Source organism: Modicisalibacter coralii, assembly GCF_004117855.1.
In the GTDB taxonomy this organism is placed as follows: Bacteria; Pseudomonadota; Gammaproteobacteria; order Pseudomonadales; family Halomonadaceae; genus Modicisalibacter; species Modicisalibacter coralii.
Window position 1 is genome coordinate 78600 of the sequence record NZ_QWBW01000009.1, and the last position, 24449, is coordinate 103048.

Below are 24449 nucleotides of genomic sequence, written 5' to 3' on the forward strand. Positions count from 1 at the left end.
GCTCAGCGCCCGCCGGTACGCTTCTCGATGGCGCTGAGAATGCCGCGCAGGATGTTGACCTCCAGGGTATCCGGTCGGGCGCGCAGGTAGAGGCGGCGCAGGCGGGCCATCAACTGACGGGGTTTTTCGGGATCGTGGAAGCCGATGGCGATCAGCACCCGTTCGAGGTGCGCGAAGTAGCGTTCCAGGTCGGCGTGCTCGGCCGGCGGGTTGTCCCAGTCGATGCCGAACGGCGCGGCGTCGCTGCGGGAATGCTCGGCCCCGGCCAGCCAGGCCAGGCGGCATTCGTAGGCCACGACCTGCACCGCGGCGGCGAGGTTCAGCGAGCTGAACTCGGCGTCGGTGGGAATGTGCACGTGGCGGTGGCAATGCTGCAGCTCGGCGTTGGTCAGGCCGGTATCCTCGCGACCGAAGACCAGCGCGACCCGTGCCTGTCGCCCGGCCAGCTCGGCGGGCAGCGATTCGCCGAGCTGGCGCGGGGTGATCATCGGCCAGGGCAGGGTCCGCGAGCGGGCGCTGGCACCCACCACCAGGGTGGCGTCGGCGACCGCCGCTTCCAGCGTCGTGTGCTGCACGGCCCCGGCGAGCAACGCATCGGCGCCCGAGGCCCGCGAGATCGAGTCGCTGGTCTGGACCTCGCAGCGCGGGGCGACCAGGGCCAGGTCCGACAGGCCCATGTTCTTCATCGCCCGACAGGTGGCGCCGATGTTGCCGGGGTGACTGGTACCGATCAGCACGATGCGCAGCTGATCGAGGGAGAAGGACGGGTCGGACATGGGCATCACGGGTGGCGGATTTCGGGGCGGGCATTCTAGCATGCCTGAGGGCGTCGCGATTCCCTCGCGGCGCCGGGTCTGCTAGCATGCGCGGCGTTCTTTAACAGTTACCGACCCGTCAAGGCCCGATCATGCATCCGATGGTCCAATTCGCGCTGCGCGCCGCGCGCAGCGCCGCCGAGCAATTCGTCCGTGTCCGCGAGCGCATCGAAGTTGCCCACGAAGACCGCAACCTCGATCGCCTGCTGGAGGACACCGCCCGCAACGCCGAGACCCTGATCGTCCGTCAGCTCTCGCGCGGTTATCCCCAGCACGGCGTCGCCGGCCGTTACACACCGCATCGCGACGGCGAGGGCGAAGGCCGCGACATCGTCTGGCGGATCGAACCCTTCCACGGCTACTCCAATCTCGGTACCGCGAGTGCCGGCTTTGCGCTGTCGCTGGTCTGCCTGGTCAAGGGGCGCCCCGAACACGCCGTGGTGATCTGCCCGTTCAGCGACGACGAGTACCTCGCCAGCCGCGGGCGCGGCGCCCAGCACAACGGCAAGCGTATCCGCGTCAGCAAGGCCAACGGCATCGACGGCATCCGCCTGGCCATGAGCCTGCCGGAAACCTGGCTGCGCTCGCGTCACCTGCCGACCTATCTGACGCTGGTCCAGCAACTGGGGCCGCGCGTCGACACGCTCACCGCCAGCGGTTGCGGTCTGCTCGACATTGCCGAGATGGCCGCCGGCCGCGTCGATGCGGTCTTCGTGCTGGGCCTCGAGGAGCAGGACAGCCTGGTCGGTACCCTGATGCTCAAGGAAGCCGGTGCCCTGATGGGCGGCCCCGACGGCGCACCCAGCGTGGCACCGGAGGCCAGCCTGATGGCCGCCAGTCCGCGGCTCTACAAGACGCTGGTGCAGACCCTCAAGCCGCACGTCTGAAGCCCTGCCCGCACGACTCTAAAAACCCCGCTCGCGATCTCGCGAGCGGGGTTTTTTCATGCCTGCCCGATGGCGTATGGGACGGCTAGCTCCGCGTTCCCGACGCCGGCCCGATCAGGTGCTTGACCTCCAGGTAACCGGCCAGCCCCCAGGGGCCGAGTTCGCGGCCGATGCCGCTGCGCCCGAAACCGCCCCAGCCGGCCTCGGGCAGTACCAGCTGTTCGCTGTTGAACCACACGCTGCCGGCGCGCAGGGCACGGCCGACCCGCCGGGCGCGCTCGGGGTCACCACTGATCACCGTGGCGGCGAGACCGAACTCGCTGGCGTTGGCCAGGGCGATCGCCTCGGCGTCGTCGGCCACGCTGCGTGCGCAGAGCACCGGGCCGAAGATCTCCTCGCGCCACAGCCGGCTGGTCAGCGGCACATCGCGATACAGGGTCGGGGCGACGAACTCGCCATGGGCCGGCAGCTGGCGATGGCGGGCGTCACGCACCGCGACGAGCCCCTCCTCCCGGGCGATGGCCAGATAGCCCTCGACGGCGTTGCGCTGGCGGGCGCTGGTCATCGGCCCCATGTCGGTATCGTCGGCCAGCGGGTCGCCCAGGCGGATGGCGTCGATGCGCCGGGCAAGGGCGGCGTAGAGCGCCTCGGCCAGGCTGTGATGCACCAGCAGCCGCGAGGTCGCCGAGCAGACCTGGCCGCTGTTGAAGAAGAGGCCCGCCATCACCCAGTCGGCGGCTTGGGCGACGTCGGCGTCGTCGAGCACCAGGATCGGTGACTTGCCGCCGAGTTCCAGCGACACGCCGCGGCTGCCCGTGGCGGCGGCGCGCATCACCGCTTCGCCCACCGCGTTGCTGCCGGTGAAGGAGAGCTTGTCGATGCCGGGGTGCGCGCTCAGCGGCGCGCCGATGCCCGCGCCGTCGCCGAGCAGCAGATTGAACACCCCGGCGGCCAGGCCGATTTCGACGGCGATCTCGGCTAGTGCCAGCTCCGGCAGCGGCACCACTTCGGAGGGCTTGAACACCAGTGTGCAGCCGGCGGCCAGTGCCGGGGCGATCTTCCAGGCGCTGGTCACCAGCGGGAAGTTCCAGGGCGTGATCAGCCCCACGACCCCGGCCGGGTCCTCGTAGACCCGCGCCTCGATGCCGTCCAGGGCGTGCTCGACGAGCCGGCCCTGGCGGGCGTCCAGGGCCCGCGCCTGGCCGGCGTAGTAGCGATAGCAGGCGATGGCGTCGTCCATGTCGATGGCGGTCTCGGCCAGCGTCTTGCCGTTGTTGGTGGCGGACAGGCGCATCAGCGTCTCGCGGCGGCGCTCGAGGGCGTCGGCGAAGGCCTCCAGATAGCCGGCGCGACGTTCACCGCCGAGGGCCTGCCAGGCGGGCAGCGCGCGGCGTGCCGCGGCCACCGCCGCGTCGACGTCGCCAGCATCCCCGGCGGTGATATCGGCGAGCCGCTCCTGGCGATAAGGGTCCATCACCGGCAGGCGCCGTTCGCCCGGCGAGGGCACCCAGCGGTTGTCGATGAACTGGTGGTCGAGTCGTTGCATGACGAAGGTCTCGTGTCGGGGTCAGCCGTTAGGCCAGCTGTGAGCGTCGATTTCGATCAGGCAAGGTCCGTCGTCGGCACGCGTGGCGATTGCCGCGGCCAGCGCCCTCGGCGAGTCGACCCGGCTCGCCTGGCAGCCGAAGCCGGCAGCCAGGGTCTGGAAGTCCGGCGCCCGGAGATCGACGCCGCAGCGTGGTACCTCGTGGGCATCCATGTAGCGGCGGATTTCCTCGTAGCCGGCGTTGTGCCAGAGCAGCACGACCACCGGCAGGCGTTCTTCGACGGCGGTGGCCAGCTCGCTCAGGGTGAACATCGCCCCGCCGTCGCCGACCAGCGCGACCACCGGCAGGTCGGGCCGGGCCAGGCTGGCGCCGAGTGCCGCGGGCAGGCCGTAGCCGAGGGTGCCGAAGCCGGTCGAGGCGTTGAAGTAGCGCCGCGGCTCGGGTTGGCTGACCAGGTGGTTGGCGGCGTAGACCGGGGCGGTGGAGTCGCCGACCAGCACCGCCTCCGGCAGTGCCTGGCGCAAGGTGTCGAACAGCGGCACGAAGGGCGCCAGGGCCGGATCGTCGGCCAGCGCCAGGGCCTCGAGCGTGCGTGTGGTACGGGCGACGCCGTCGCGGCTCATGGGCTCTGGCACGAACGCCAGCAACTGGCGCAACGCGCCGGCCGCATCGCCCACCAGACCCAGGCTCGTGGCCTGGTTGCGCACCAGTTGCTGGGCGTCGATGTCGATGCGGATCAGCCGGCCGTCGAGCGTGAAGCCGTCATCGAACACCACGTCGTAGTCGGTCTCGCCGAGCTCGGTGCCCACGGCGAGGATCACGTCCGCCTCGCGGGCGAGTTCGCGCACCGCCGGCAGGGCGGCATTGGCGCCGAGATCCAGCGGATGGTCGCGGCCCAGCAGACCCTTGGCGTTGATGGTGGTGACGGTCGGCGCGTCGAGACGCTCGATCAGCGTCCGCGCGGCCTCGGGGGCGTCGACGCAGCCACCACCGAGCAGCACCAGCGGGCGCTCGGCCTCGCGCAGCCAACTGGCGGCCAGCGCCAGCCCCTGCGGGTCGACCGCCGGCGGATACAGGCGCGGGCCCGTCCAGTCGCGCGGCGTGGCGGCCGGCATGGCGAACAGGTCGATGGGGATCTCGATGTGCACCGGTCCCGGGCGCGCCGAGTCGAATGTCGCGAACGCCCGGTCCAGTACCTCGGGCAGGGCGGCAGGGTCGAGCAGGGTATGGCTGAAGCGCGCCACCCCGGCGAGTGTCTGCTGCTGGCTGGGCAGTTCGTGCAGCCGTCCCTGGCCGCGACCCAGGGTGTCGCGGCGGTTGACGCTGGAGATCACCAGCATCGGCACCGAGTCGGCGAGCGCCTGGCCCATGGCGGTGGCGATGTTGGTCATGCCCGGGCCGGTGATGATCAGGCATACCCCGGGCTTGCCGCTGGCGCGGGCGTAGCCGTCCGCCATGAAGCCCGCGCCCTGCTCGTGGCGTGGGGTGACGTGGCGCAGTGGCTGGCCGTCGAGCCCGCGATAGAGCTCGACGGTGTGCACCCCGGGAATGCCGAAGACGGTGTCCACACCGTGGCGCTCGACCAGCAAGTGAATCAGCAGCTCGGCACAGGTCATGGGCGTTTCTCTCTCGTCTCTCTCGCGATTCATGGGCATCGACTCAAGCAACCAGCCAGTGGCCCATGACCACGATGATCGGCAGGGTGATGGCGGTGCGCAGCAGGAAGATGGTCACCAGTTCCCACAACTTGAGCGGGATCTTCGATTTCAGCAGCAGGGCGCCGATCTCGGACATGTAGATCAACTGGGTCAGCGACAGGCAGGCGATCACGAAGCGGGTCAGCTCGCTTTCGATGTCGCTGGCCAGTACCGCCGGCAGGAACATGTCGGCGAAGCCCACCAGGGTCGCGGGAGCGGCGGCCTCGGCCTCGGGGATCCGCATCCATTCCAGGATCGGCACCATGGGCGTGGCGAGCCAGGTGAACAGCGGTGTGAACTCGGCGAGCATCAGCGCCACCGTGCCGATGGCGATCACCAGCGGCAGCAGGCCGAGGAAGATGTCGGCGACGTTGAACAGCGCGAAGCGTGCCAGCTTGAGCGGCCCCGGAGCGGTCTCGGCGCGGGCCACGGCCATGCCCAGGCTGTAGCGCAGCAGGTTCTGGTCGCCGGTGTTCTCCTCGGCGATTCGGCAGCCCACCGGCTCGTAATAGCTGTTCGGCTTGCGCGACAGCGGCGGCAGGCGCGGCACGATCACCGCGGCCACCAGGCCGGCGACCACCACCGTCAGGTAGAAGGGTACGAAGAGGTGGTTGATGCCGATGAAACTGGTCACCAGCAGGGCGAAGGCAATCGACACGATGGAGAAGTTGGTGGCGATTGCCGAGGCCTCGCGGCAGTTGTAGAAGCCCTGTTCGTACTGCTGGGTGGTGATCAGCACGCCCACGGTGCCCGAGCCCATCCAGGAGGCGGTGGCGTCGATGGCGCTGCGTCCCGGCAGGCCGAAGATGCGGCGGAAGGGCGTGCGCACCAGGCTGCCGATGAATTCCATGAAGCCGAAGTCGACCAGCAAGGGCAGCAGGATGGCGGCGAAGAAGAAGAAGGTCAGCAGCACCGGGGCCAGGTCATTGAGCATCACGCCGCCGGTAAAGGACGCGGTGACCACCTCGGGACCGACCTGGAAGTAGGTCATCAGTGCGAAGATCGCGCCGAGGGCGCGCATGGCTACCCACAACGGGGCGACGTCGAACAGCTCGTGCAGGGCGCCTTCACGGGCCCAGCCCGGGTTGGCGAGCTTGACCACCAGCGTCAGCACGATGGACAGGCACAGCACCGCCACGGCGATGGGTGGCAGGGCCTCGCCGAGCAGCGCCTTGAGGCCGTCGGCCATCAGGCCCATGCCGATGTTGATGGTGTCGCCGGTGGAGAAGGGCACCAGGAACAGGCCGATGCCGAGCAGCGAGGGAATCAGGAATTTCAGCAGACCGGCGCGACTCAGCGGCGCGGCCTGGGTGGCGAGGGTCGTTTCGATGGAATCGGCCATGAGAGGGCTCTATTGGTCTTGTAATGGGGTTGGCCCGACCCTCGAGGAGCCGGGCGACGTTGCGAATCAGTCGCGGTGTTCCACGCCGGGCAGCACGCAAAGCATCTCGTAGAGCAGGGTGGCGCCCATCAGCGCGGTATTGCCGCTGGGGTCGTAGGGCGGCGAGACCTCCACCAGATCGCCGCCGACCACGTTGAGACCGGCCGCGCCGCGCACGATCTCCAGGCCCTGGGCGGCGGTGAGTCCCCCCATCTCGACGGTGCCGGTGCCCGGCGCCACCGAGGGGTCGAGGCCGTCGATGTCGAAGGAGATGTACACCGGGGCGTTACCCATTCTCTCGCGGACCTCGGCCATCAGCGGCGCCAGTGACTGGTACCAGCACTGTTCGGCGGTCACCACACGAAAGCCCTGGTCGCGACACCAGTCGAAGTCGTCGGCGGCGTAGCCGGTGCCGCGCAGACCGATCTGGACGACCCGCTGGCTGTCGAGCAGCCCCTCTTCCTGGGCGCGACGGAACGGACAGCCGTGGGCGACCTCCTCGCCGAACATGTGCTCGTTGACATCGGCATGGGCGTCGATGTGGATCAGTCCCACCGGGCCGTGCCTGGCGGCGATGGCGCGCAGGATCGGCCAGGTCAGGGTGTGGTCGCCGCCAAGCGTCAGCGGCACGCAGCCTTGGGCCAGCACGTCGTCGTAGAAGCGCGTGATGATGTCGAGATTCTTCGGCAGGTTGAAGGTGTTGATCGGCACGTCGCCGAGGTCCGCCACCTGCAGGCTGTCGAAGGGCGCGGCGCGGGTCGCCATGTTGTAGGGCCGCAGCATGCGCGACTCGTCGCGGATCTGGCGCGGGCCGAGGCGGGTACCCGGGCGGTTGGAGGTGCCGATGTCCATGGGGATGCCGATGAAGGCGGCATCCAGGCCGCTGGCATCGGTCTGGGTGGGCAGGCGCATCATGGTCGCCGGACCGCCGAAGCGGGGCATCTCGTTGCCGCCCAGCGGCTGGTTGAAGGATGAGTCGCTCACGCGGTCTCCTGATTCGCGAATGAGTGGATCACCTTCCCTGGAGCAGGAAGCGTGCCAATTCGTAATGAACTGTTTTCGAAGGCTTTCAGAGATCAGGGCGATGCGTTTTTGAATCAACTGATGGCGTCGGGTGATACGCTCATGAATCATTGATACGCTGTTGCATCACCCGCGATGCAGCGAGCCGCCATGACCGACATCGACCGCGCGATCCTCGATACCATCGTCGAGACCGCCCACGACCACTTCTTCATCGTCGATGCCGGCGGGGGGATCCTCGACGTCAGCCCGGGCAGTGCCGCCGTCTACGGTCTGAGCCGCGAGGAACTTCGCGCCAGTACCGTTCAGCAACTGGTCGAACGCGGCGTCCTGCGCCCTTCGGTGACCCTCGAGGTACTGCGTACCGGGCGGCCGGCGCAACTGATGCAGCAGACCGAGACCGGCCGACGGGTCGTCGCCGAAGCCTATCCGGTGTTCGTCGACGGCGAGCTGGTGCGGGTGGTCTCGCGGTCGATGGATCTTACCGACCTGCAGTTGCTGCAGGACGAGTACAGCCTGCTCCAGCAGCGCTTCAGCGATCACCTGAAGCGCGGCGCGGGCACGTCGCTGGACGATGCGCTCGACCTCGACACGCTCGAGGTGCGCAGCGCGGTGATGCGCGAGATCGCCTTGCTGCTCAAGCGCGTGGCGCCCACCGATGCCACGGTGCTGATGCTCGGCGAGTCGGGGGTGGGCAAGACCGCCTTCGCCCGACAGCTCCACCGCTGGAGTCAGCGCGGCGAGGGGCCCTTCATCGACGTCAACTGCGCGGCGATCCCCGAGGCGCTGTTCGAATCCGAGATGTTCGGCTACCAGCCCGGTGCCTTCAGCGGCGCGGCGCGTCAGGTGCAGACCAAGCTGCTCAAGGTGATCCAGGACGGCCGCCTGACGCGCCTCGGCGATGTCCAGTCACGGCGGGTCGACTTCCGCCTGGTGGTGGCCACCAACCAGGATCTGGAAGCGCGGGTGGCGAGCGGTGACTTCCGGCTCGATCTCTACTATCGGCTCAACGTCATCCCGGTGACCCTGCCGCCGCTGCGCGAGCGTCGCGAGGACATCCCGGCGCTGGTCGAGCGCTGCCTGGGCCACCTCAACCAGCGCTATGCGCGCACCAAGGTGTTGCACCCGACGGCCTGGACGACGCTGATGGACAATGAGTGGGCGGGCAACGTGCGCGAGCTGGAGAACTGGCTGGAGCGTGCCTGGCTGGCGTCGCCGGGCGACGTGATCGGCGCCCCCGGCGATCGCGAACCCGAGGCGCCGGGGGTGGCGGTGGAACCGAGCCGCGAGGTCGGGGGCGCTTGCCTGGCCGAGGGCGAAACGCTCGGGCAGGCGATGGCCACCCACGAACGGCGGATACTCGCCGCGCAGTGCGCGTCGGGCGAGAGTACCTACGCCATCGCCCGCCGCCTGGGAATCAGTCAGCCCAGCGTGGTGCGCAAGTTGCGCAAGCACGGCCTGCGCTGCGGCGGGTAGCGTGTTCGAAACGACGACACCCCGCCGAAGCGGGGTGTCGTGAGCCGGGGGGCGGTGCGAGTCGCTCAGGGCAGTTCGTCCGCCTCGGCGTTCTCCTTCTTGGCCGGGATCAGGTCCTCGCGGCGGAGCTTGAGGCCGATCAGCAGTGCCGAGGCCACGTAGACCGACGAGTAGGTGCCGATCCCCACGCCGACCATCAGCGCCAGGGCGAAGTTGTGGATCATGTCGCCGCCCAGCAGCAGCAGCGCCAGCAGCACCAGCAGGGTGGTGCCGGACGTGGCGAGCGTACGCGCCAGGGTCTGGTTGATGGCGTCGTTGAAGATCGCCGCCATGTCGTCGGTACGCGACTTGCGGATGTTCTCGCGGATGCGGTCGTAGACGATGATGGTGTCGTTGAGCGAGTAACCGATCACCGCCAGCACCGCCGCCAGCACCGTCAGGTCGAAGTCGATCTGGAACAGCGAGAACACGCCGAGCACGATGACCACGTCGTGGACCAGGGCGAGCAGGGCACCCAGCGAGAACTTGTACTGGAAGCGCAGTGCCACGTAGAGCATCACCACGCCCAGTGCCACCAGCATGCCCAGACCGCTCTGGTCGCGTAGCTGGTCGCCCACCTGGGCGCCGACGAACTCGGCGCGCACCAGGCTGACGTTGCCGCCGGCCTGGGCGAGCACGCTGGTGACCTGATTGCCGACGCCGGGGTCGAAGGCCTGCTGCAGGCGCACCAGCACGTCTGTGGGGGCGCCGAACGTCTGCACCGAGACGTTGCTGAAGCCGGCGCTCTCCAGTGTCTGACGCACCGCCTCGAGGGCCGGGGCCGTGGCGTAGCGCACCTCGACCAGGGTGCCGCCGGTGAAGTCGAGCCCCAGGTTGAGCTGCTGGAACAGCAGCGAGACGATCGAGATCAGCAGCAGCGCTCCGGAGAAGTAGAACGCCAGATGGCGCTTACCCATGAAGTCGAGCTGTCGATTGACGAGAGATTTCATGGCCACCTCTTATATCCAGAGTTTCTTCACTGGCTTGCCGCCAATGGTGAGATTGACGATCGCACGCGAGACCATGATGGCCGTGAACATCGAGGTCAGGATGCCCAGCGAGAGCGTCACGGCGAAGCCCTTGACCGGCCCGGTACCGATCGAGAACAGGATCACCGCCACCAGCAAGGTGGTGATGTTGCCATCGAAGATCGACGTGAAGGCGCGTTCGTAACCGGCGTGGATGGCCTGCTGGACCGGCATCTTGGCGCGTATTTCCTCGCGTATTCGCTCGTAGATCAGCACGTTGGCATCGACCGCCATGCCCAGCGTGAGGACGATACCGGCGATGCCGGGCAGCGTGAGCGTGGCGCCCAGCAGTGACAGCGCGGCGACCAGCAGCACCAGGTTGGTGGCCAGCGCGACGTTGGCGATCAGACCGAAGGCCTTGTAGCGGATCAGCATGAAGGCCACCACCAGCAGCATGCCGATCTCCACCGAGAGGATGCCCTGCTCGATGTTCGACTTGCCCAGGCTCGGGCCGATGGTGCGTTCGGCGACGAAGTAGATCGGCGCGGCCAGCGAACCGGAGCGCAGCAGCAGGGCGAGCTCCTTGGCCTCGGTGGGCGAGTCCAGCCCGGTGATGCGGAAGCGGTTGCCCAGTGCGCTCTGGATGGTCGCCAGGCTGATGATGCCGCGCTCGGTGTAGTTCTCGCGCTTGTCGACCGCCTTGCCATCTTCCATCACCGTGCGGGTGCGGGTCTTGTTGTCGATGTAGACCACCGCCATCGAGCGGCCGATGTTGGAGCGCGTGGCGCGGTTCATCAGCGTGCCGCCGGTGCCGTCGAGGTTGATGTTGACCTGCGGGCGGCCGTTCTGGTCGAAGCTGACGCTGGCGCTGGAGACGTTCTCGCCGGTGATGATCACGTCCTTCATCAGTTCGGCGGTGCGCTGCGGGTCGTTGCGGAAGGGCAGCGTATCGGTCTCCGAGGCCGGGCTGTCCGGGCGCGCGGCGAGGCGGAACTCGAGGTTGGCGGTGGCGCCGATCACGCGCTTGGCGGCGGCGGTGTCCTGCACGCCGGGCAGTTCGACGACGATGCGGTTGGGGCCCTGGCGCTGCACCAGCGGCTCGGCCACGCCGAGTTCGTTGACGCGGTTGCGCAGCGTGGTGAGGTTCTGTTCGACCGCGTAGTCCTGGATCTCCTGGATCTTCTGCGGGCTCAGGGTCATCGCCAGGGTGGCGCCGTTGCCGGCGTCGCGATCCTCGTACTGGAAGTCCGGGAACTGGCCGCGAATGATGTCGCGAGCCTGGCTGCGATCGTCGGCGTTGGCGAAGGTCAGGGTCAGGGTACGACCGTCGATCCGGGTATCGCGATAGCGGATGCGCTCGTCGCGCAGGGCGCTGCGGATGGCGCTGGCGTTGACCTGCAGACGCTGCTGGATCGCCGCGTCCATGTCGACCTCGAGGGCGAAGTGCACGCCGCCGCGCAGGTCGAGACCCAAGTTCATCGGCGAGGCGCCCAGGCTCGCGAGCCAGTCCGGCGTGGCCTCGGCGAGGTTCAGCGCCACGGTGTAGTCGTCGTTGAGCAGGCCGCTGATGACCTGGCGTGCCTCGAGCTGGTCGCCGCCGTCTTCGAGGCGTACCAGGGCGCCGTTGGGCTGGGTATCGATGCGCTCGACGGCGATGTCGGCCTTGTCGAGCGCACTACGGATTCGCTGGAGTTGACTGTCGTCGAGGGAGACACCACCACGCGCGCTGCTGATCTGGACCGCGGGATCTTCGGGAAAGAGGTTGGGGAGGGCGTAGATCAACCCGACGACGAGCACGATGAGTATCAGCAGATACTTCCACAGGGGGTAACGGTTGAGCATGGAAGCCCTGTCCTTGTTGCTGACGCGGAAAGAACGCTGCCGGCTGGGGCCGGCAGCGTGAGGGGAATCAGAGAGACTTCAGGGTGCCCTTGGGCAGCACGGCCGCCACGGCGTTCTTCTGCACGTTGACCTCGGTGCCCTCGGCGATCTCCAGCGTGAGGAATTCCTCGTTCACCTTGGTGACACGCCCCACCAGGCCGCCGCCGATGACGATCTCGTCCCCCTTGGCCAGGTTGCTGATCAGCTTCTTGTGCTCCTTGGCGCGCTTGGACTGCGGACGCCACAGCAGGAAGTAGAAGATCAGCACGAAGCCGACCAGCATGACGATCTGCGCGATGCCGCCACCCGCGGCGCCACCGCCACCCGCGGCCTGAGCCTGGGCCTGGGGGATGAGGAAATCCAGCATGGGTTGTTGTCTCCCGGAAGGTTACAGAGGTTGCAAATGCCGGGCCGAGGTTGGCCCTCGGCCGCAGAAAGGGGGTCTCGTGGCCGGCTCTAGAGCGGTGCCTCGGGAACCGGCAGGCCCCGTCGCGCATAGAACGTATTCACGAAGTCCGCCAATGTACCCGCTTCGATAGCACCGCGCAAACCGGCCATCACACGCTGATAATGGCGCAGATTGTGGATGGTATTGAGCATCGAACCGAGCATTTCGCCGCAGCGATCCAGGTGGTGCAGATAGCTCCGCGAGAAGTGCCGGCAGGTGTAGCAGTCACAGCCCTCCTCGAGCGGCCGGGTATCGTGGCGGTGCTTGGCGTTGCGGATCTTGACCGTGCCCTCGGCCGTGAACAGATGGCCGTTGCGGGCATTGCGGGTGGGCATCACGCAGTCGAACATGTCGACACCGCGGCGCACGCCCTCGACCAGATCCTCCGGCTTTCCCACGCCCATCAGGTAGCGCGGCTTGTCATCGGGCATCCAGGTGGGCAGATAGTTCAACACCTCGAGCATCTCGTGCTTGGGCTCGCCGACCGACAGCCCGCCGATCGCCAGGCCGTCGAAGCCGATCTTCGCGAGCCCCTCGAGCGAGCGCTCGCGAAGGTCCGGATACATGCCGCCCTGGATGATCCCGAACAGCGCCGAGGGCGAATCGCCGTGGGCGCTGCGCGAGCGCTCGGCCCAGCGCAGCGAGCGCTCCATCGAGTGGCGCGCCTCGTCGTGCGTCGCCGGGTAGGGCGTGCACTCGTCGAAGATCATCACGATGTCCGAGCCCAGCGAGCGCTGCACGGCCATCGACTCCTCGGGGCCCATGAACACCTTGGCGCCGTCCACCGGCGAGCGGAAGTGCACACCTTCCTCGGTGATCTTGCGTGTCGCCCCCAGCGAGAACACCTGAAAGCCGCCGGAGTCGGTGAGGATCGGCTTGTCCCACTGGGCGAAGTCGTGCAGGTCGCCGTGGGCCTCGATCACCTCCATGCCGGGGCGCAGCCACAGGTGGAAGGTGTTGCCGAGGATGATCTCGGCGCCGATCTCCTTGACGCTCTGCGGCGTCATGCCCTTCACGGTGCCGTAGGTACCCACCGGCATGAACGCCGGGGTCTCGACGCTGCCGCGGGGGAAGGTCAGCCGGCCGCGGCGGGCGCGCCCGTCGCTGGCCAGGCGCTCGAAACTCATGAAGCAGTCGTTACGCATTGATACTCTCGATACGGGATCAAGCCGCGCCGAAACGGCTCGGCTTGCGGGTCAGGGCTGGCGTGTCAAAAACATGGCGTCGCCGTAGCTGAAGAAGCGGTAGCGCGTCGCGACCGCCTCGCGATAGGCGTGCATCACCGTGTCGTGGCCGGCGAACGACGCCACCAGCATTACCAGCGTCGATTCCGGCAGGTGGAAGTTGGTCACCAGGGCATCGACGCAGCGCCATGGATAGCCCGGGTAGATGAAGATGTCGGTCTCGCCGCGAAACGGCGCGATCGTGCCGTCGTCGCTCGCCGCGCTGGCGCTCTCCAGGCAGCGCACGCTGGTGGTGCCCACCGCCACCACCCGGTTGCCGCGGGCATGGGCGGCGCGTACCTGCGCGCAGACCGTCTCGTCGACCTCGATCCATTCGCTGTGCATGACGTGCTCGCGGATGTCGTCGACGCGCACCGGCTGAAAGGTCCCGGCCCCCACGTGCAGCGTGACGAAGGCCGACTCGATGCCTTTGTCGCGCATCGCCTCGAGCAGCGGCTCATCGAAGTGCAGCCCGGCGGTGGGCGCGGCGACCGCGCCGTCGCGGCGGGCGTAGACGGTCTGGTAGCGCTCGCGGTCGGCCAGTTCGTCCTCGCGGGTGATGTAGGGCGGCAGCGGCATGTGGCCATGACGCTCGAGCAGCTCGATGAGCGGCGTCTCGCCGAGAAAGCGCAGCTCGAACAGCGCCTCCTGACGGCCCTCGACGACCGCGCGCACGTCGCCCTCGAAGATCAGTTCGGTGCCGGGCTTGGGCGACTTGCTGGCGCGGATGTGGGCCAGCCCGCGATGGGCGTCCAGCGGGCGCTCGAGCAGCATCTCGACGCGCCCGCCGCTGGCCTTCTGGCCATGCAGGCGGGCCGGAATCACCCGGGTGTCGTTGAACACCACCAGATCGCCCGGATCGAGCAGTGTCAGCAGGTCGGGAAAGCGCCGATGGGCCAGCTCGCCGCTCGCCCCGTCGACGCACAGCAGCCGGCAATCGCTGCGCTGCTCGCTGGGATACCGCGCGATCAAATCCTCGGGAAGCTCGTAATGAAAGTCGGCACGCTGCATGGATCAAGAACCGCCAGGCCAGTGGATATCGAATCGGGGGTCAACGGATGCTCGGGTGGACCGTTTGGACAGGGCGCCCATGATAGCCGAGGCGGGCCTCGAAGTCAGGAGCGCCATTGACGCGCTGACGAAGCCCCGTATAATGCGATCCCGCTGCCGGCGTGGCGGAATTGGTAGACGCAGCGGATTCAAAATCCGCCGCTGGAGACAGTGTGTCGGTTCGAGTCCGACCGCCGGCACCACGAAATCAAGCACTTAGCGGTTCCTTCCTTGGCTTGATTATTCGACCTTACCCCTCAGTGTCCACAAAGTGTCCACGGCACTTTCCGATCCTCGGTGCGTACTTGATCGCGTCCGCGAGATGGTCGGGGGACAGGTGCGCGTAGCGCATGGTCATCGTAATGGGTCTGATGCCCCAGTATCTTTTGCAGCGTGAGCACGTCACCGCCGTTCATCATGTGTAAGCTCGCGCTGTATTCGGCACAGCCTCGCGGCAACTTTGGCACCGGGAACCATCGTAAGCGGTCCACGAACCCACACCTTTTGCGGCCTGAGTTAGACCGCCAACGATTTCAAAGTGAAGTGCGCGTTGGAACTCGATGCCCCGAGTCATGAAAGGCCCGATCGTATGAAGCGAGATTGCATCTTGAACCAAGCCTGCGAGGTGGCAGGCGTTCGTCTAGAGCGGATGAAGATCAATTACGCCGAGAAGCGCATCGAGATCATCCGGTGAACTCGACCTCGACGTGACCGGGCTTGGAGCGAGGTCGCGAGGGGCCAACGACGATACGAACCTCGCGGCCCAGACGAGCGAGGCAGTCGAGCATCTTGGCTTCGCTGATACCGCGGAATTGACCACGCAGCAGGCCGGAAAGCTTGGGCTGGGGGATGCCGACGATCTCGGCGGCCTTGGCCTGGGTAAGACGACGACGCTTGATGATCTCGGCGATCTTGGTGGCCAATTGGGCCTTGATCAGCATCTCGTCGGCGTCATTGCGACCGAGGTCGGCATAGACGTTGGTGCTGCCTTGTTCGATATCGATCATGACGAGGAACCTCTCAGGTGCTGTTCGACGGCCTTGAGCCGATCGCGGATCTTGTCCAGGTCAGGCTTGGGAGTGGCTATCCCGCTGCTGGACTTCTTCTGAAAGCAGTGAAGGACGTAGACGGCACCCTGGAACTTAACCGTGTAAACGGCGCGATAGGTGTCGCCCTGATAGTCTTCGACTACTTCGAGGACGCCAGCAGAACCGAAACCCTTGAGGGGCTTGGTCTGGCTGTGCTTTTTGCCGATTTGCGCCTGGTGGAGCGCGTAGCCGAAGACATCCTGAACGTCTTCAGGCATGGTCAGCAGATCTTTCTTGCTGCTGGCGACCCAGTAGAGCGGTTTGATGGCGTCCTCCAAATCCATGGTGGTATTTTATACCTAAAGAGGTATAAAGGCAATGCAGGGGGGACGTGGCCATATTGTGTCCACGCCCAAGCCCGACAAAGGCGCTTGAAGGCGAAGTTAAACGCTATAAGTCGCTGATTTTTCAAAGTATAGATTGGCAAAGGCTGGTTCGGATACCCTGCAAAATCCGCCGCTGGAGACAGTGTGTCGGTTCGAGTCCGACCGCCGGCACCACTTGGAAAACAGTCGCTTACGGGCGGCTGTTGGTGTTTTTACCCTTCCTTCTTCGGCATTGGGTCGCAGAAAGCGACAGAATAGGTCCGACAGTCGGCCATCGGTGCGTCGTGTAATGGCGTGATCGGGCGCCCCGGTCGTACCTCTCCGCAAAATCCGCAAGACTGTTCATCAAGCTGTCACCTCGCCTTGTCAGGATGTGCCCGCCACACCCAGGCAGGAGGCCACTTTTCATGTTGAACCGTTCGAGACGTGTCGATTGCCCTGCATGCCAGGGCAGCAATTTCTGGAAGGGCGACCCCGGCCCCGCGGATGTCTTGCACTGCCGCCATTGCCGGGCTTTCATCACCACCTACGACGACTATATTCACGATCGCATCCGTCGGGAGGCGGCGGCCACGCTGGCGGCGTTCGTCGGGGCGCGTACCGACGACGAACTGGCCCGGGTCGAAGCGCTGCTGCCCCGCTCGGGGGCGCGGCGGCAGACGCGGGCGGCTTGAGGCCCAGGAGGGTGTCTCGGGCAATGATAGGTCACGTTAATTAATCATAAGTTATGTAATAGCTTTAATTTGATAAAAAACTGTACTAAGTTAACTGTGACCTCGCCGATCAGGGAGTGATCGCGCAGGCAAGGAGGCTCGGGCCAGGACGGCCCACGGTGGGCAAGGAAGGCAGCTTTCGACAGGATGTCGTGATTCGCCAGGGAGCCCGCAAGACCGACATGTTAGTGCCTCGAGCGCCCCATCCTGCCGGATGGGGCGCTTTGTCGTTGGGGCCTCCCGAATGACAGCAATGTCTCTCCCGCTGGTGCCGGCAAGTGTGGCTGCCCAATGGCGGGCGGTCTGTCCTCTTGAACCCGGGTCTTCCGAGCGATACCCCTCGCCCTGAGGCATAGCTATTGCCTTGTTTTTACGGGTAAATGCTCGGAAGCATCTCGAACGGCGTTCTACATGAATAAACTCGAATAAATGTCATCAGTTCGCCGGATTGCCGCTGGCTGCGAGGCGTAGAATGGCTCTCGCTGCATCCCAGCATCCCTGTTTGACCGGCGCTTCCAGCGCCGGTTTTTTTACGTATGGCGCCTGGTTTCCCGACCTTGCCCGATCGGGGGCTGGGTTCGTACTCTGCCGCCTTCGCCGGTCATCGCACGATCCACACCGAAAACTCGCCTTTGGTCCAATCCCGCTCTGCTGACTCAGCGGGTGGTGAGGCTTATCATCGTTTCTACGACAACGAGGCCTTCTCGAGCCGGCGGTAGCCGGCCTCGCCCCATCGCCCCCTACAAGGAGAGAATCATGCCCCTCACGCTTTGGCTTTCGCTGGCCGCAGTTTGCGCGATGGGGGCCATGTCGCCGGGACCGAGCCTGGCGATGGTCCTGCGCCACACCCTGGGGGGTGGCCGCGCGCCCGGGGTGGTCGCCGGGGTCAGCCATGCGCTGGGGGTGGGGCTCTACGCCCTGCTCACCGTCTGGGGGTTGGGCGCGGTGATCGCCCACCAGCCGACGTTGTTCCGGTTGATCAGTTGGGTGGGGGCGGCCTATCTGGCCTGGCTGGGCATCAAGGCGCTGCAGGCCGGGCGCGGCGGTGCGCTGGAGGCGCGCGGCGTGGCCACCGACCCCGCCCAGGCGGCCCGCGACGGTGTGCTGGTGGCACTGGGCAATCCCAAGCTGATCCTGTTCTTCGTCGCGCTGCTCAGCCAGTTCGTGAGCGACGACATGGGCTGGGGCGCCAAGGCGCTGATCGTGGCCACGGCGACGCTGATCGACGGCGTGTGGTACGTGCTGGTGGCGGTGGCGCTGTCACATTCCGCCGTGCTGCCCTGGTTGCAGGCACGGGCGCACTGGATCAATCGTATCACCGGCTGCCTGTTGCTGGCCCTGGCGCTGCGAGTGGCGATTGGCTTTCATTGAGCCCGCGAGCGTGCTGAGTTCGCCGTGCTCTGGGCTCAGGGCTCGATACGGGCAAGGATGGCGTCGAGCGGAGCGTCCAGCGGCAGCACGCCGTAGACCGGGCTCACACCGTCGCCCAGCCGGCTGCGGCAGAAGGTCTCGGCGATCGCGTTGGGGGCGTGTCGCAGCAGCAACGAGGCCTGCAGGCACTGGGCCATGCGCTGGGTCAGCCAGCGGGCGTTGGCCTCGAGCGCGTCCTGGGGCTCGCCCAGCGCCCGCTCGAGCTGGTCGACGGCACGATCGTAGTCGCTCGACACGCCGCGAGCGGCCGCGTATTCCTCGCGTAGCACGTCGACGCATTCCGGATGGCGACCCATCGCCCGCAGCACATCCAGGCAGATCACATTGCCGGAGCCTTCCCAGATCGAGTTGACCGGCGCTTCGCGATACAGCCGCGCCAGCGGCGACTCCTCGACATAGCCGATGCCGCCGAGGCACTCCATGGCCTCGGCCATGAAACCGGGGCCGCGCTTGTTGTGCCAGTACTTGCCGAGCGCCGGCACCAGGCGGGCGAGCAACTGCTCGCGTTCGTCGGTGGCGGCGTCGAAGGCGCGTGCGGCGCGCATCACCAGCGCCAGGCTGGCTTCGGTCTCGAGCGCCAGGTCGGCGATCACGCGCCGCATCAGCGGTTGCTCGCCGAGCGGCTTGTCGAAGGCGTGGCGCTGGCGGACGTGGCTCCAGGCCTCGAGCAGTGCCTGGCGCATCATGCCGGCGGGGGCGGTGGCGGCATCGAGCCGGGTCTGCTGAACCATGCCGAGGATCGTCGCCACGCCGCGGTCGGGCTCGCCGATCGGCTCGGCCCAGGCGCCGCGGTATTCGATCTCGGCCGAGGCGTTGGCGCGGTTGCCGCATTTGTCCTTGAGACGCTGGATCTCGATGGCGTTGCGCTCGCCGTCGGGGGTGAAGCGCGGCACCAGAAAGCAGCCCAGCCCCTCGTCGGTCTGGGCCAGGGTGAGGAAGGCATCCGACATCGGTGCACTGCAGAACCACTTGTGGCCGGTCAGGCGATAGCCGTCGCCGTCGTTTTCGGCACGCGTCGAATTGGCGCGGACGTCGCTGCCGCCCTGTTTCTCGGTCATCGCCATGCCCAGCGTCACGGCGGGTTTCTCCCAGGCGGGGACGGCGCGTTCGTCGTAGTCCCAGGCCATCAGCCGGGCGTGCCATTCGTCGTAGATACGCGGCTCGCGGCGCAGCGCCGGGACGGCCGCATGGGTCATGGTCACCGGGCAACAGAAGCCGGGTTCGGCCTGGGTCAGCAGATAGAGGCCGGCGGTGTGTGCCTGCTGGCCGCCGTGGTGTTCTTCCTCCCAGGCCACGGCGTGCCAACCGTTGTCGAAGGCCAGATGCATCAGCTGGTGGTAGGCGGGGTGGTAGGCCACCTCGTCGAGACGACGGCCGTGACGGTCGAACAGCTTGAGTTCCGGCGGGTGGCGGTTGGCCGTCTCGCCCAGCGCCTGGACCTGGCGGCTGCCCACCGCCGCGCCCAGCGGGGCCAGACGCCGTGCCACCCAGTCCGGCGCTTCGCGGGCCAGCGCTTCCCGCAGCGGCTGGTCGAGGGCGAGCAGGTCACGATCGCCGGGCGGGGCGGGCTGGTTGTCTACCCGGTGGGTGGCGAGCTGGCGGCGAGGGGCGCGATCGGACATGGCAGAGGGCTCCGCAGTCGAGCAAGGGAAGGCCTTTGCATCGAGCATGGGCCGCGCGCGGACGGGGGTCAATCTCGCCGTCGGGGGCTCGCCGGGACTGGGAGGGTCGCGGCGCCTCTGGCATGCTGGGCGTTTCACCGCGACCGCGAGGCCAGCATGCCGCAAGCAGCGCCCTCCATCGACCTGGCCAACGTCAAGGCCGAGCGGGTCCAGCTCGTCGATGCCCGCAACCGCCCCTGCGGAAGCGCCCCGCGGCGGACGATGCGCCGGCTTTCATGCTGGCATCGCGCCACCTACGTGTTCGTGCGCGATTCCCGCGGGGCGCTCTGTGTCCAGCAGCGCACGCCGACCAAGGAGGTCTACCCCGGCTATCACGACCTGGCTGCCGGCGGGGTGGTGGGCGCCGGCGAGGCGGTCCACGTCTCGGCGCGGCGCGAACTGGCCGAGGAACTGGGCGTCGAGGGGGCCCGGCTGCGCTGGTGCCTGGATTTCGTCTTTCGGGACGCCGCCAACCGGGTTCATGGCAGTGTCTTCCTGACCGACTACGATGGGCCGCTGCGGCTGCAGGCCGAGGAAGTGGCCGGTGCCGAGTGGCTGGCCCCCGATGCGGCCCTGGCCCTGGAAACCTCCACCCCCGACAGCCGCCGGGCGCTGGAACTGCTGCGCCAGCGCGGTTTTCTGTGAAAGCCGGCACGGCGGGACGGCGATGGCCGGGGCAACTATCCTTGAAGATGGCCTCGACGGATCGTGAGCCGCGCATTGCTGGCAGGCCATGGCCAGACATGGCATCTTCTCCGTTCAGCGAAGCGAATGGCGGGCTATGCAGATCTACACGCAAGATTGTCGGACCCAGAGCGGCGAGCCCTTCAACCTGCGCGCCCTGCGCGGTCAGGTGCTGCTGATGGTCAACGTCGCCAGTCGCTGTGGCTACACCCCCCAACTGGCCGAACTCGAACGGCTCTATCGCCGTTATCGCGACAGGGGGTTCACGATACTGGCCTTTCCCTGCAATCAGTTCGCCCGCCAGTCGCCGGAGTCGGCGCGCCTGTTCGGGGATTTCTGCGAGCGCGAGTACGGGGTGACCTTTCCGGTCATGGAGAAGGTGCGCGTCAACGGTAGCGATGCCCATCCACTGTTCGTGCTGCTGCGCCGCCAGGCGCCCGGCGTGCTGGGCAGCACCCCGATCAAGTGGAACTTCACCAAGTTCCTGGTGGGACGCGACGGTCAGGTGATCCGCCGCTTCTCGCCGCGCACGCGAACGGCGCGCATCGTCCCGGAGCTCGAAAAGGCCCTGGACACGCCTTTCTCGGCCTGAGCCGTCAGCGCGGCGGCGTCTCGCCGCGGGCTACCATCAGGCGTGTCATCAGGGTGTTCCAGCGCGGCCGGGTGACCATCGTCGTCAGCCCCGAGAACAGCGTCCAGAATCCCTTGCGCCAGCCACGGAGGCGGCGGTTGTGGGCGACCAGCTGACGCATCAGCCGGTAATCGTTGAAATCCCGCCAGTTGTCGGCCACCGACATCTGGTAGCGGGTCAGCACCGGGGCCAGTTCCAGGCGAAAGACCCATTCCAGTTGCTCGAGACTCAGTTCGTGGCGCTCGATCACCGCGACCATGCGGGCGTAGTCGGTCTCGCGGGGCTCGCGTTCCAGCCACAACGGCGCCAGGGCGAGCCACAGATCGCCGCGTTCGTCGACCAGGGTCTGGGCGTCCTTCACAGTCACTCTCCTCGGCTCGGCGGGGTGTCGGCGATTGTCGCACAGCCTCCCGTTCGGCGCAGAGCGGACAGTCCCGCATCTAACCGCTAGAATAGCCGCATCAGTCGCCCCGCTCGTAGCGCGTGGCGCCCAAGGCAAGGAAAGTCTCAGGAAAGTCGAGGTCTGACGTGATCATCAAACCCAAGGTTCGCGGTTTCATCTGCACCACCACCCATCCCACCGGCTGCGCGATGAACGTGCTCGAGCAGATCAATGCGACCCGCCAGGCGATCGGCGAGCGCGATGCTGGCGACAGTGGGCCGAAGAAGGTGCTGGTGATCGGCGCCTCCAGCGGTTACGGCCTGGCCGCGCGGATCACCGCCGCCTTCGGTTATGGCGCGAGCACCCTGGGGGTGTTCTTCGAGAAGCCGGGGACCGAGAAGAAACCGGGCACCGCCGGCTGGTACAACGCCGCGGCCTTCGATCGCTACGCCAAGGAGGAAGGGCTCTACAGCAAGGCGATCAACGGTGATGCCTTCGCCCACGAAACCCGCCAACAGGCGATCGAGACGATCAAGCAGGACCTCGGCGAGGTCGACCTGGTGATCTACTCGCTGGCCTCGCCGGTGCGCAAGCTGCCCGACAGCGGCGACATCAAGCGTTCCGCGCTCAAGCCGATCGGCGAGACCTACCGTGCCACCGCCATCGACACCAACAAGGACGCGATCATCGAGGCCGAGGTCGAACCGGCGACCCAGCAGGAGATCGACGACACCATCCAGGTGATGGGGGGCGAGGACTGGGAACTGTGGATCGACGCCCTCGACGAGGCGGGTGTGCTGGCCGACGGCGCGCGCAGCGTGGCCTTCAGCTACATCGGTACCGAGATCACCTGGCCGATCTACTGGCACGGGGCGCTGGGCAAGGCCAAGGAGGATCTCGACCGCGCCGCCGGCGAGATCGACGCGCGCCTGGCCGAGAAGGGCGGCAGCGCCAATGTCGCGGTGCTCAAGTCGGTGGTCACCCAGGCCAGTGCGGCGATCCCGGTGATGCCGCTGTACATCGCCATGGTCTACAAGGTGATGAAGGAGCAGGGCCTGCACGAGGGCACCATCGATCAGCTCAACCGGCTGTTCCGCGATCGGCTCTACGCGGGCGAGGCGCCCGAGACCGACGACGCCGGGCGTCTGCGTCTCGACGACTGGGAGTTGCGCGACGACGTCCAGCAGGCCTGCAAGGACCTGTGGCCGACCGTGACCACCGAGAACCTGTTCGAGGTCACCGACTACGCCGGCTACAAGCACGAGTTCCTCAAGCTGTTCGGCTTCGGCCGCGATGACGTCGATTACGACGCCGAGGTCGACCCGGTCGTCGCGTTCGACGTCATCCAGCTCTGAGGCGCCGCGATGTTCCGGTGCCGCACACGGCGGCCGGCTCGGGGGTGGCTGGCCGGCGGCTTGCTGGCCCTGCTCGCCGGCTGCTCGAGCCTGTATTACGACACCCTCGAGAACATGGGTGTCGACAAGCGCGAGCTGCTGGCCGAGCGGGTCGATGATGCCCGCAACGCCCAGCACGCGGCCGCCGAGCGTTTCGACTCGGCGCTCGAGACGTTTCGCGAGGTGGTGCGTGTCCCCGACAGCGAGCTGTCGCGCAGCTATGCCCGGCTCGATGCCGAATACCGGGCGAGTGCCGAGGCCGCCGACCGGGTCGACGCCCGCATCGACGACATCGAGAGCGTCGCCGAGGCGCTGTTCGACGAGTGGCACGACGAGCTCGATCTCTACCAGCGGGACGACTACCGCCAGCGCTCGGCGCGCCGGCTCGAGGCGACCCGCGCGCACTACGCGCAGATGATCGGCGCGATGCATGACGCCGCCGAGAGCATGCAGCCGGTGCTGGCGACGCTGCACGACAACGTGCTGCTGCTCAAGCACAACCTCAACGCCCGGGCGATCGACGCCCTGCAGGGTGAGGTCGACCGCCTGGAAACCCGCGTCGCCGATCTGCGCCGGCGCATGCGCGCGGCCATCGCGCGCTCCGACGCTTTCATCGCCGATCTCGATAGCGTCGATGCCCGCCGATAGTCGTCACCCCGCCACGCCCCGGCAGATCGGTTTCGTGCTGCTGCCGGGGTTCTCGCTGCTTGCCCAGGCCTGTGCCCTGGAGCCCTTGCACGTCGCCAATCGGCTGGCCGGCGAGCGGCTCTACACCTCGATCACCTTCGGCCTCGACGGCCGCGCGGTGACAAGCGCCGCCGAGCTGTCGCTGTCGCCGCAGAGCGTGGCCGGCAGTGACGCGGGCTCGCTGGACATGCTGTTCGTCTGTGCCCCCAGCCAGTCGCCGGGCGAGGCCCCCGCGCTGGAAGCCTGGCTGTCGCGGCTGGCGGGGCGCGGCGTGGCACTCGGTGGCATTGCCGGGGGCACCGAGGTGCTGGCGCGCGCGGGCGTGCTCGACGGCTACCGGGCCACGCTGCCCTGGCAGAGCGCCGAGGCCTTCGCGCGTGCGCATCCGGCGGTGCGGGTCAGCCATCACTTGTTCGAGATCGATCGCGACCGTCTGTCCTGTGGCGGCGGGACCGCGGCGATGGACATGATGATGACGCTGATCGCCCAGCACCACGGCCAGCGTCTCGCCGAGCGGGTCTCCGAGCATTTCGTCTGCGAGCGAATCCGCATGGGCGACGAGCCGCAGCACGTGCCGCTGCGCTCCCGGCTCGGCCACGCCCCGCAGAGCCTGATCGATGCGCTGGCGCTGATGGAGACCAACATCGAGGAGCCGCTGACCACCCACGAACTCGCCGAGCATCTGGGGATCTCGCGGCGTCAGCTGGAGCGGCTGTTCAAGAAATATCTGCAGGCGGTCCCCAGCCGCTACTACCTCGACCTGCGCCTGCAGCGGGCCCGCAAGCTGCTGCGCGAGACCGACCAGGCGGTGGGCGACATCGCCCTGCAGACCGGTTTCTCGTCCGGCGCCCACTTCTCCACCGCCTATCGCAACCACTTCGGCATGACCCCGCGCGAGGAGCGCATGAGCTGATGTCGATGTTTGGCCGATAATGTCCGCCATCGGGCCATGAGGGGACTGGGTGGATGGCATGCCAGGGCTTACGCTGACGGTTCATCCCTGATCGTGAAGACATC

General features: G+C 67.3%; 24 protein-coding genes and 1 tRNA gene. 11 read left to right on the plus strand and 14 right to left on the minus strand.

The features are described 5' to 3' along the window. Positions 1 to 2: 2 nt before the first annotated feature. Positions 3 to 776: an RNA methyltransferase gene (locus tag D0901_RS05360; protein WP_425256167.1), complete on the minus strand. Its 774-nt coding sequence runs from the start codon at positions 774 to 776 to the stop codon at positions 3 to 5. A 131-nt stretch (positions 777 to 907) separates the two neighbouring features. Between D0901_RS05360 and D0901_RS05365 the strand changes: the two genes are divergently transcribed. Further along, entirely contained in the window at positions 908 to 1702 is a 795-nt protein-coding gene (locus D0901_RS05365) for an inositol monophosphatase family protein (RefSeq protein WP_129139269.1), read from the plus strand. Between the two features lie 85 nt (positions 1703 to 1787). Here the strand turns inward: D0901_RS05365 and D0901_RS05370 are convergent, their stop codons facing one another. The 4 genes from D0901_RS05370 to speB all read right to left on the minus strand — a co-directional run bounded on the left by D0901_RS05370 (position 1788) and on the right by speB (position 7269). Further along, entirely contained in the window at positions 1788 to 3248 is a 1461-nt protein-coding gene (locus D0901_RS05370) for an aldehyde dehydrogenase family protein (protein ID WP_129139270.1), read from the minus strand. Positions 3249 to 3269: 21 nt separating this feature from the next. Continuing rightward, positions 3270 to 4865 (minus strand): 5-guanidino-2-oxopentanoate decarboxylase, encoded by a 1596-nt coding sequence (locus D0901_RS05375; protein WP_129139271.1) that lies wholly within the window; start codon positions 4863 to 4865, stop codon positions 3270 to 3272. Positions 4866 to 4908: 43 nt separating this feature from the next. Next, positions 4909 to 6288 (minus strand): YjiH family protein, encoded by a 1380-nt coding sequence (locus tag D0901_RS05380; RefSeq protein WP_129139272.1) that lies wholly within the window; start codon positions 6286 to 6288, stop codon positions 4909 to 4911. Between the two features lie 66 nt (positions 6289 to 6354). After that, positions 6355 to 7269 (minus strand): agmatinase, encoded by a 915-nt coding sequence (gene speB / locus D0901_RS05385; RefSeq protein WP_129139404.1) that lies wholly within the window; start codon positions 7267 to 7269, stop codon positions 6355 to 6357. A gap of 231 nt (positions 7270 to 7500) precedes the next feature. Between speB and D0901_RS05390 the strand changes: the two genes are divergently transcribed. Continuing rightward, positions 7501 to 8826 carry a sigma-54 interaction domain-containing protein gene (locus D0901_RS05390; RefSeq protein WP_129139273.1) on the plus strand — a complete coding sequence of 442 codons (1326 nt, stop codon included), beginning with the start codon at positions 7501 to 7503 and terminating at the stop codon, positions 8824 to 8826. Between the two features lie 65 nt (positions 8827 to 8891). On the opposite strand, the gene secF is transcribed toward D0901_RS05390, so the two are convergent. The 5 genes from secF to queA form a co-directional block, all read right to left on the minus strand. Next, positions 8892 to 9815 carry a protein translocase subunit SecF gene (gene secF / locus D0901_RS05395; RefSeq protein WP_129139274.1) on the minus strand — a complete coding sequence of 308 codons (924 nt, stop codon included), beginning with the start codon at positions 9813 to 9815 and terminating at the stop codon, positions 8892 to 8894. 9 nt (positions 9816 to 9824) lie between these two features. Then, positions 9825 to 11675, minus strand: coding sequence for a protein translocase subunit SecD (secD, locus tag D0901_RS05400; RefSeq protein WP_129139275.1), 1851 nt, complete (start codon positions 11673 to 11675; stop codon positions 9825 to 9827). Positions 11676 to 11742: 67 nt separating this feature from the next. Next, positions 11743 to 12081, minus strand: a complete 339-nt coding sequence (yajC, locus tag D0901_RS05405; protein ID WP_129139276.1) for a preprotein translocase subunit YajC — start codon at positions 12079 to 12081, stop codon at positions 11743 to 11745. 89 nt (positions 12082 to 12170) lie between these two features. Next, the gene (gene tgt / locus D0901_RS05410) at positions 12171 to 13289 is read right to left on the minus strand and encodes a tRNA guanosine(34) transglycosylase Tgt (protein ID WP_203234798.1); all 1119 of its coding nucleotides are present in this window, start codon (positions 13287 to 13289) and stop codon (positions 12171 to 12173) included. Positions 13290 to 13358: 69 nt separating this feature from the next. Next, entirely contained in the window at positions 13359 to 14396 is a 1038-nt protein-coding gene (queA, locus tag D0901_RS05415; protein ID WP_129139278.1) for a tRNA preQ1(34) S-adenosylmethionine ribosyltransferase-isomerase QueA, read from the minus strand. Between the two features lie 155 nt (positions 14397 to 14551). Between queA and D0901_RS05420 the strand changes: the two genes are divergently transcribed. Together D0901_RS05420 and D0901_RS21425 are read left to right on the plus strand one after the other, a co-directional pair. Next, positions 14552 to 14638 (plus strand) — tRNA-Leu (locus tag D0901_RS05420). Positions 14639 to 14973: 335 nt separating this feature from the next. Beyond that, positions 14974 to 15129, plus strand: coding sequence for a DUF2726 domain-containing protein (locus D0901_RS21425; RefSeq protein ID WP_129139279.1), 156 nt, complete (start codon positions 14974 to 14976; stop codon positions 15127 to 15129). On the opposite strand, the gene D0901_RS05435 is transcribed toward D0901_RS21425, so the two are convergent. Then, positions 15119 to 15442 (minus strand): helix-turn-helix domain-containing protein, encoded by a 324-nt coding sequence (locus tag D0901_RS05435; protein WP_129139280.1) that lies wholly within the window; start codon positions 15440 to 15442, stop codon positions 15119 to 15121. The genes D0901_RS21425 and D0901_RS05435 overlap by 11 nt on opposite strands. Further along, entirely contained in the window at positions 15439 to 15807 is a 369-nt protein-coding gene (locus D0901_RS05440) for a type II toxin-antitoxin system RelE/ParE family toxin (protein ID WP_203234799.1), read from the minus strand. The genes D0901_RS05435 and D0901_RS05440 overlap by 4 nt, the downstream gene beginning before the upstream one ends. A 449-nt stretch (positions 15808 to 16256) precedes the next feature. Between D0901_RS05440 and D0901_RS05445 the strand changes: the two genes are divergently transcribed. Both D0901_RS05445 and D0901_RS05450 read left to right on the plus strand, forming a co-directional pair. Then, on the plus strand, positions 16257 to 16523 hold the full coding sequence (locus D0901_RS05445; protein WP_129139281.1) for a hypothetical protein: 267 nt from the start codon (positions 16257 to 16259) through the stop codon (positions 16521 to 16523). A gap of 795 nt (positions 16524 to 17318) precedes the next feature. Further along, entirely contained in the window at positions 17319 to 17933 is a 615-nt protein-coding gene (locus D0901_RS05450; RefSeq protein WP_129139282.1) for a LysE family translocator, read from the plus strand. Positions 17934 to 17968: 35 nt separating this feature from the next. On the opposite strand, the gene D0901_RS05455 is transcribed toward D0901_RS05450, so the two are convergent. Beyond that, complete coding sequence (locus tag D0901_RS05455) at positions 17969 to 19615, minus strand: acyl-CoA dehydrogenase family protein (protein WP_129139283.1); 1647 nt, start codon at positions 19613 to 19615, stop codon at positions 17969 to 17971. Positions 19616 to 19771: 156 nt separating this feature from the next. Here D0901_RS05455 and D0901_RS05460 point away from each other — a divergent pair, with 156 nt between their 5' ends. Together D0901_RS05460 and D0901_RS05465 are read left to right on the plus strand one after the other, a co-directional pair. Continuing rightward, on the plus strand, positions 19772 to 20299 hold the full coding sequence (locus D0901_RS05460; RefSeq protein WP_129139284.1) for an NUDIX hydrolase: 528 nt from the start codon (positions 19772 to 19774) through the stop codon (positions 20297 to 20299). Between the two features lie 136 nt (positions 20300 to 20435). Continuing rightward, a complete protein-coding gene (locus tag D0901_RS05465; RefSeq protein ID WP_129139285.1) occupies positions 20436 to 20930 on the plus strand; it encodes a glutathione peroxidase in 495 nt (164 codons plus the stop codon). A gap of 4 nt (positions 20931 to 20934) precedes the next feature. Here the strand turns inward: D0901_RS05465 and D0901_RS05470 are convergent, their stop codons facing one another. Then, positions 20935 to 21330, minus strand: coding sequence for a DUF7079 family protein (locus D0901_RS05470; RefSeq protein WP_129139286.1), 396 nt, complete (start codon positions 21328 to 21330; stop codon positions 20935 to 20937). Positions 21331 to 21497: 167 nt separating this feature from the next. Here D0901_RS05470 and fabV point away from each other — a divergent pair, with 167 nt between their 5' ends. The 3 genes from fabV to D0901_RS05485 are packed head-to-tail and all read left to right on the plus strand — an operon-like array spanning position 21498 to position 24345. Further along, entirely contained in the window at positions 21498 to 22706 is a 1209-nt protein-coding gene (gene fabV, locus D0901_RS05475; RefSeq protein ID WP_129139287.1) for an enoyl-ACP reductase FabV, read from the plus strand. Between the two features lie 9 nt (positions 22707 to 22715). Next, entirely contained in the window at positions 22716 to 23393 is a 678-nt protein-coding gene (locus tag D0901_RS05480) for a DUF2959 family protein (protein WP_129139288.1), read from the plus strand. Further along, positions 23380 to 24345: a GlxA family transcriptional regulator gene (locus D0901_RS05485; RefSeq protein WP_203234800.1), complete on the plus strand. Its 966-nt coding sequence runs from the start codon at positions 23380 to 23382 to the stop codon at positions 24343 to 24345. The genes D0901_RS05480 and D0901_RS05485 overlap by 14 nt, the downstream gene beginning before the upstream one ends. Positions 24346 to 24449 lie beyond the last annotated feature (104 nt).

Excerpts from the sequence above, each read along its gene's own strand:
- queA (WP_129139278.1), bottom strand. The coding sequence starts at position 14,396 with ATGCAGCGTGCCGACTTTCATTACGAGCTTCCCGAGGATTTGATCGCG.
- D0901_RS05380 (WP_129139272.1), bottom strand. The coding sequence starts at position 6,288 with ATGGCCGATTCCATCGAAACGACCCTCGCCACCCAGGCCGCGCCGCTG.
- secF (WP_129139274.1), bottom strand. The coding sequence starts at position 9,815 with ATGAAATCTCTCGTCAATCGACAGCTCGACTTCATGGGTAAGCGCCAT.
- D0901_RS05445 (WP_129139281.1), top strand. The coding sequence starts at position 16,257 with ATGTTGAACCGTTCGAGACGTGTCGATTGCCCTGCATGCCAGGGCAGC.
- D0901_RS05480 (WP_129139288.1), top strand. The coding sequence starts at position 22,716 with ATGTTCCGGTGCCGCACACGGCGGCCGGCTCGGGGGTGGCTGGCCGGC.
- D0901_RS05365 (WP_129139269.1), top strand. The coding sequence starts at position 908 with ATGCATCCGATGGTCCAATTCGCGCTGCGCGCCGCGCGCAGCGCCGCC.
- tgt (WP_203234798.1), bottom strand. The coding sequence starts at position 13,289 with ATGAGTTTCGAGCGCCTGGCCAGCGACGGGCGCGCCCGCCGCGGCCGG.
- D0901_RS05390 (WP_129139273.1), top strand. The coding sequence starts at position 7,501 with ATGACCGACATCGACCGCGCGATCCTCGATACCATCGTCGAGACCGCC.
- D0901_RS05455 (WP_129139283.1), bottom strand. The coding sequence starts at position 19,615 with ATGTCCGATCGCGCCCCTCGCCGCCAGCTCGCCACCCACCGGGTAGAC.
- yajC (WP_129139276.1), bottom strand. The coding sequence starts at position 12,081 with ATGCTGGATTTCCTCATCCCCCAGGCCCAGGCTCAGGCCGCGGGTGGC.
- D0901_RS05360 (WP_425256167.1), bottom strand. The coding sequence starts at position 776 with ATGTCCGACCCGTCCTTCTCCCTCGATCAGCTGCGCATCGTGCTGATC.
- D0901_RS05460 (WP_129139284.1), top strand. The coding sequence starts at position 19,772 with ATGCCGCAAGCAGCGCCCTCCATCGACCTGGCCAACGTCAAGGCCGAG.
- speB (WP_129139404.1), bottom strand. The coding sequence starts at position 7,269 with ATGCCCCGCTTCGGCGGTCCGGCGACCATGATGCGCCTGCCCACCCAG.
- D0901_RS05440 (WP_203234799.1), bottom strand. The coding sequence starts at position 15,807 with ATGGATTTGGAGGACGCCATCAAACCGCTCTACTGGGTCGCCAGCAGC.
- D0901_RS05485 (WP_203234800.1), top strand. The coding sequence starts at position 23,380 with ATGCCCGCCGATAGTCGTCACCCCGCCACGCCCCGGCAGATCGGTTTC.
- D0901_RS05375 (WP_129139271.1), bottom strand. The coding sequence starts at position 4,865 with ATGACCTGTGCCGAGCTGCTGATTCACTTGCTGGTCGAGCGCCACGGT.
- D0901_RS05450 (WP_129139282.1), top strand. The coding sequence starts at position 17,319 with ATGCCCCTCACGCTTTGGCTTTCGCTGGCCGCAGTTTGCGCGATGGGG.
- D0901_RS05465 (WP_129139285.1), top strand. The coding sequence starts at position 20,436 with ATGCAGATCTACACGCAAGATTGTCGGACCCAGAGCGGCGAGCCCTTC.
- D0901_RS05435 (WP_129139280.1), bottom strand. The coding sequence starts at position 15,442 with ATGATCGATATCGAACAAGGCAGCACCAACGTCTATGCCGACCTCGGT.
- secD (WP_129139275.1), bottom strand. The coding sequence starts at position 11,675 with ATGCTCAACCGTTACCCCCTGTGGAAGTATCTGCTGATACTCATCGTG.
- D0901_RS05370 (WP_129139270.1), bottom strand. The coding sequence starts at position 3,248 with ATGCAACGACTCGACCACCAGTTCATCGACAACCGCTGGGTGCCCTCG.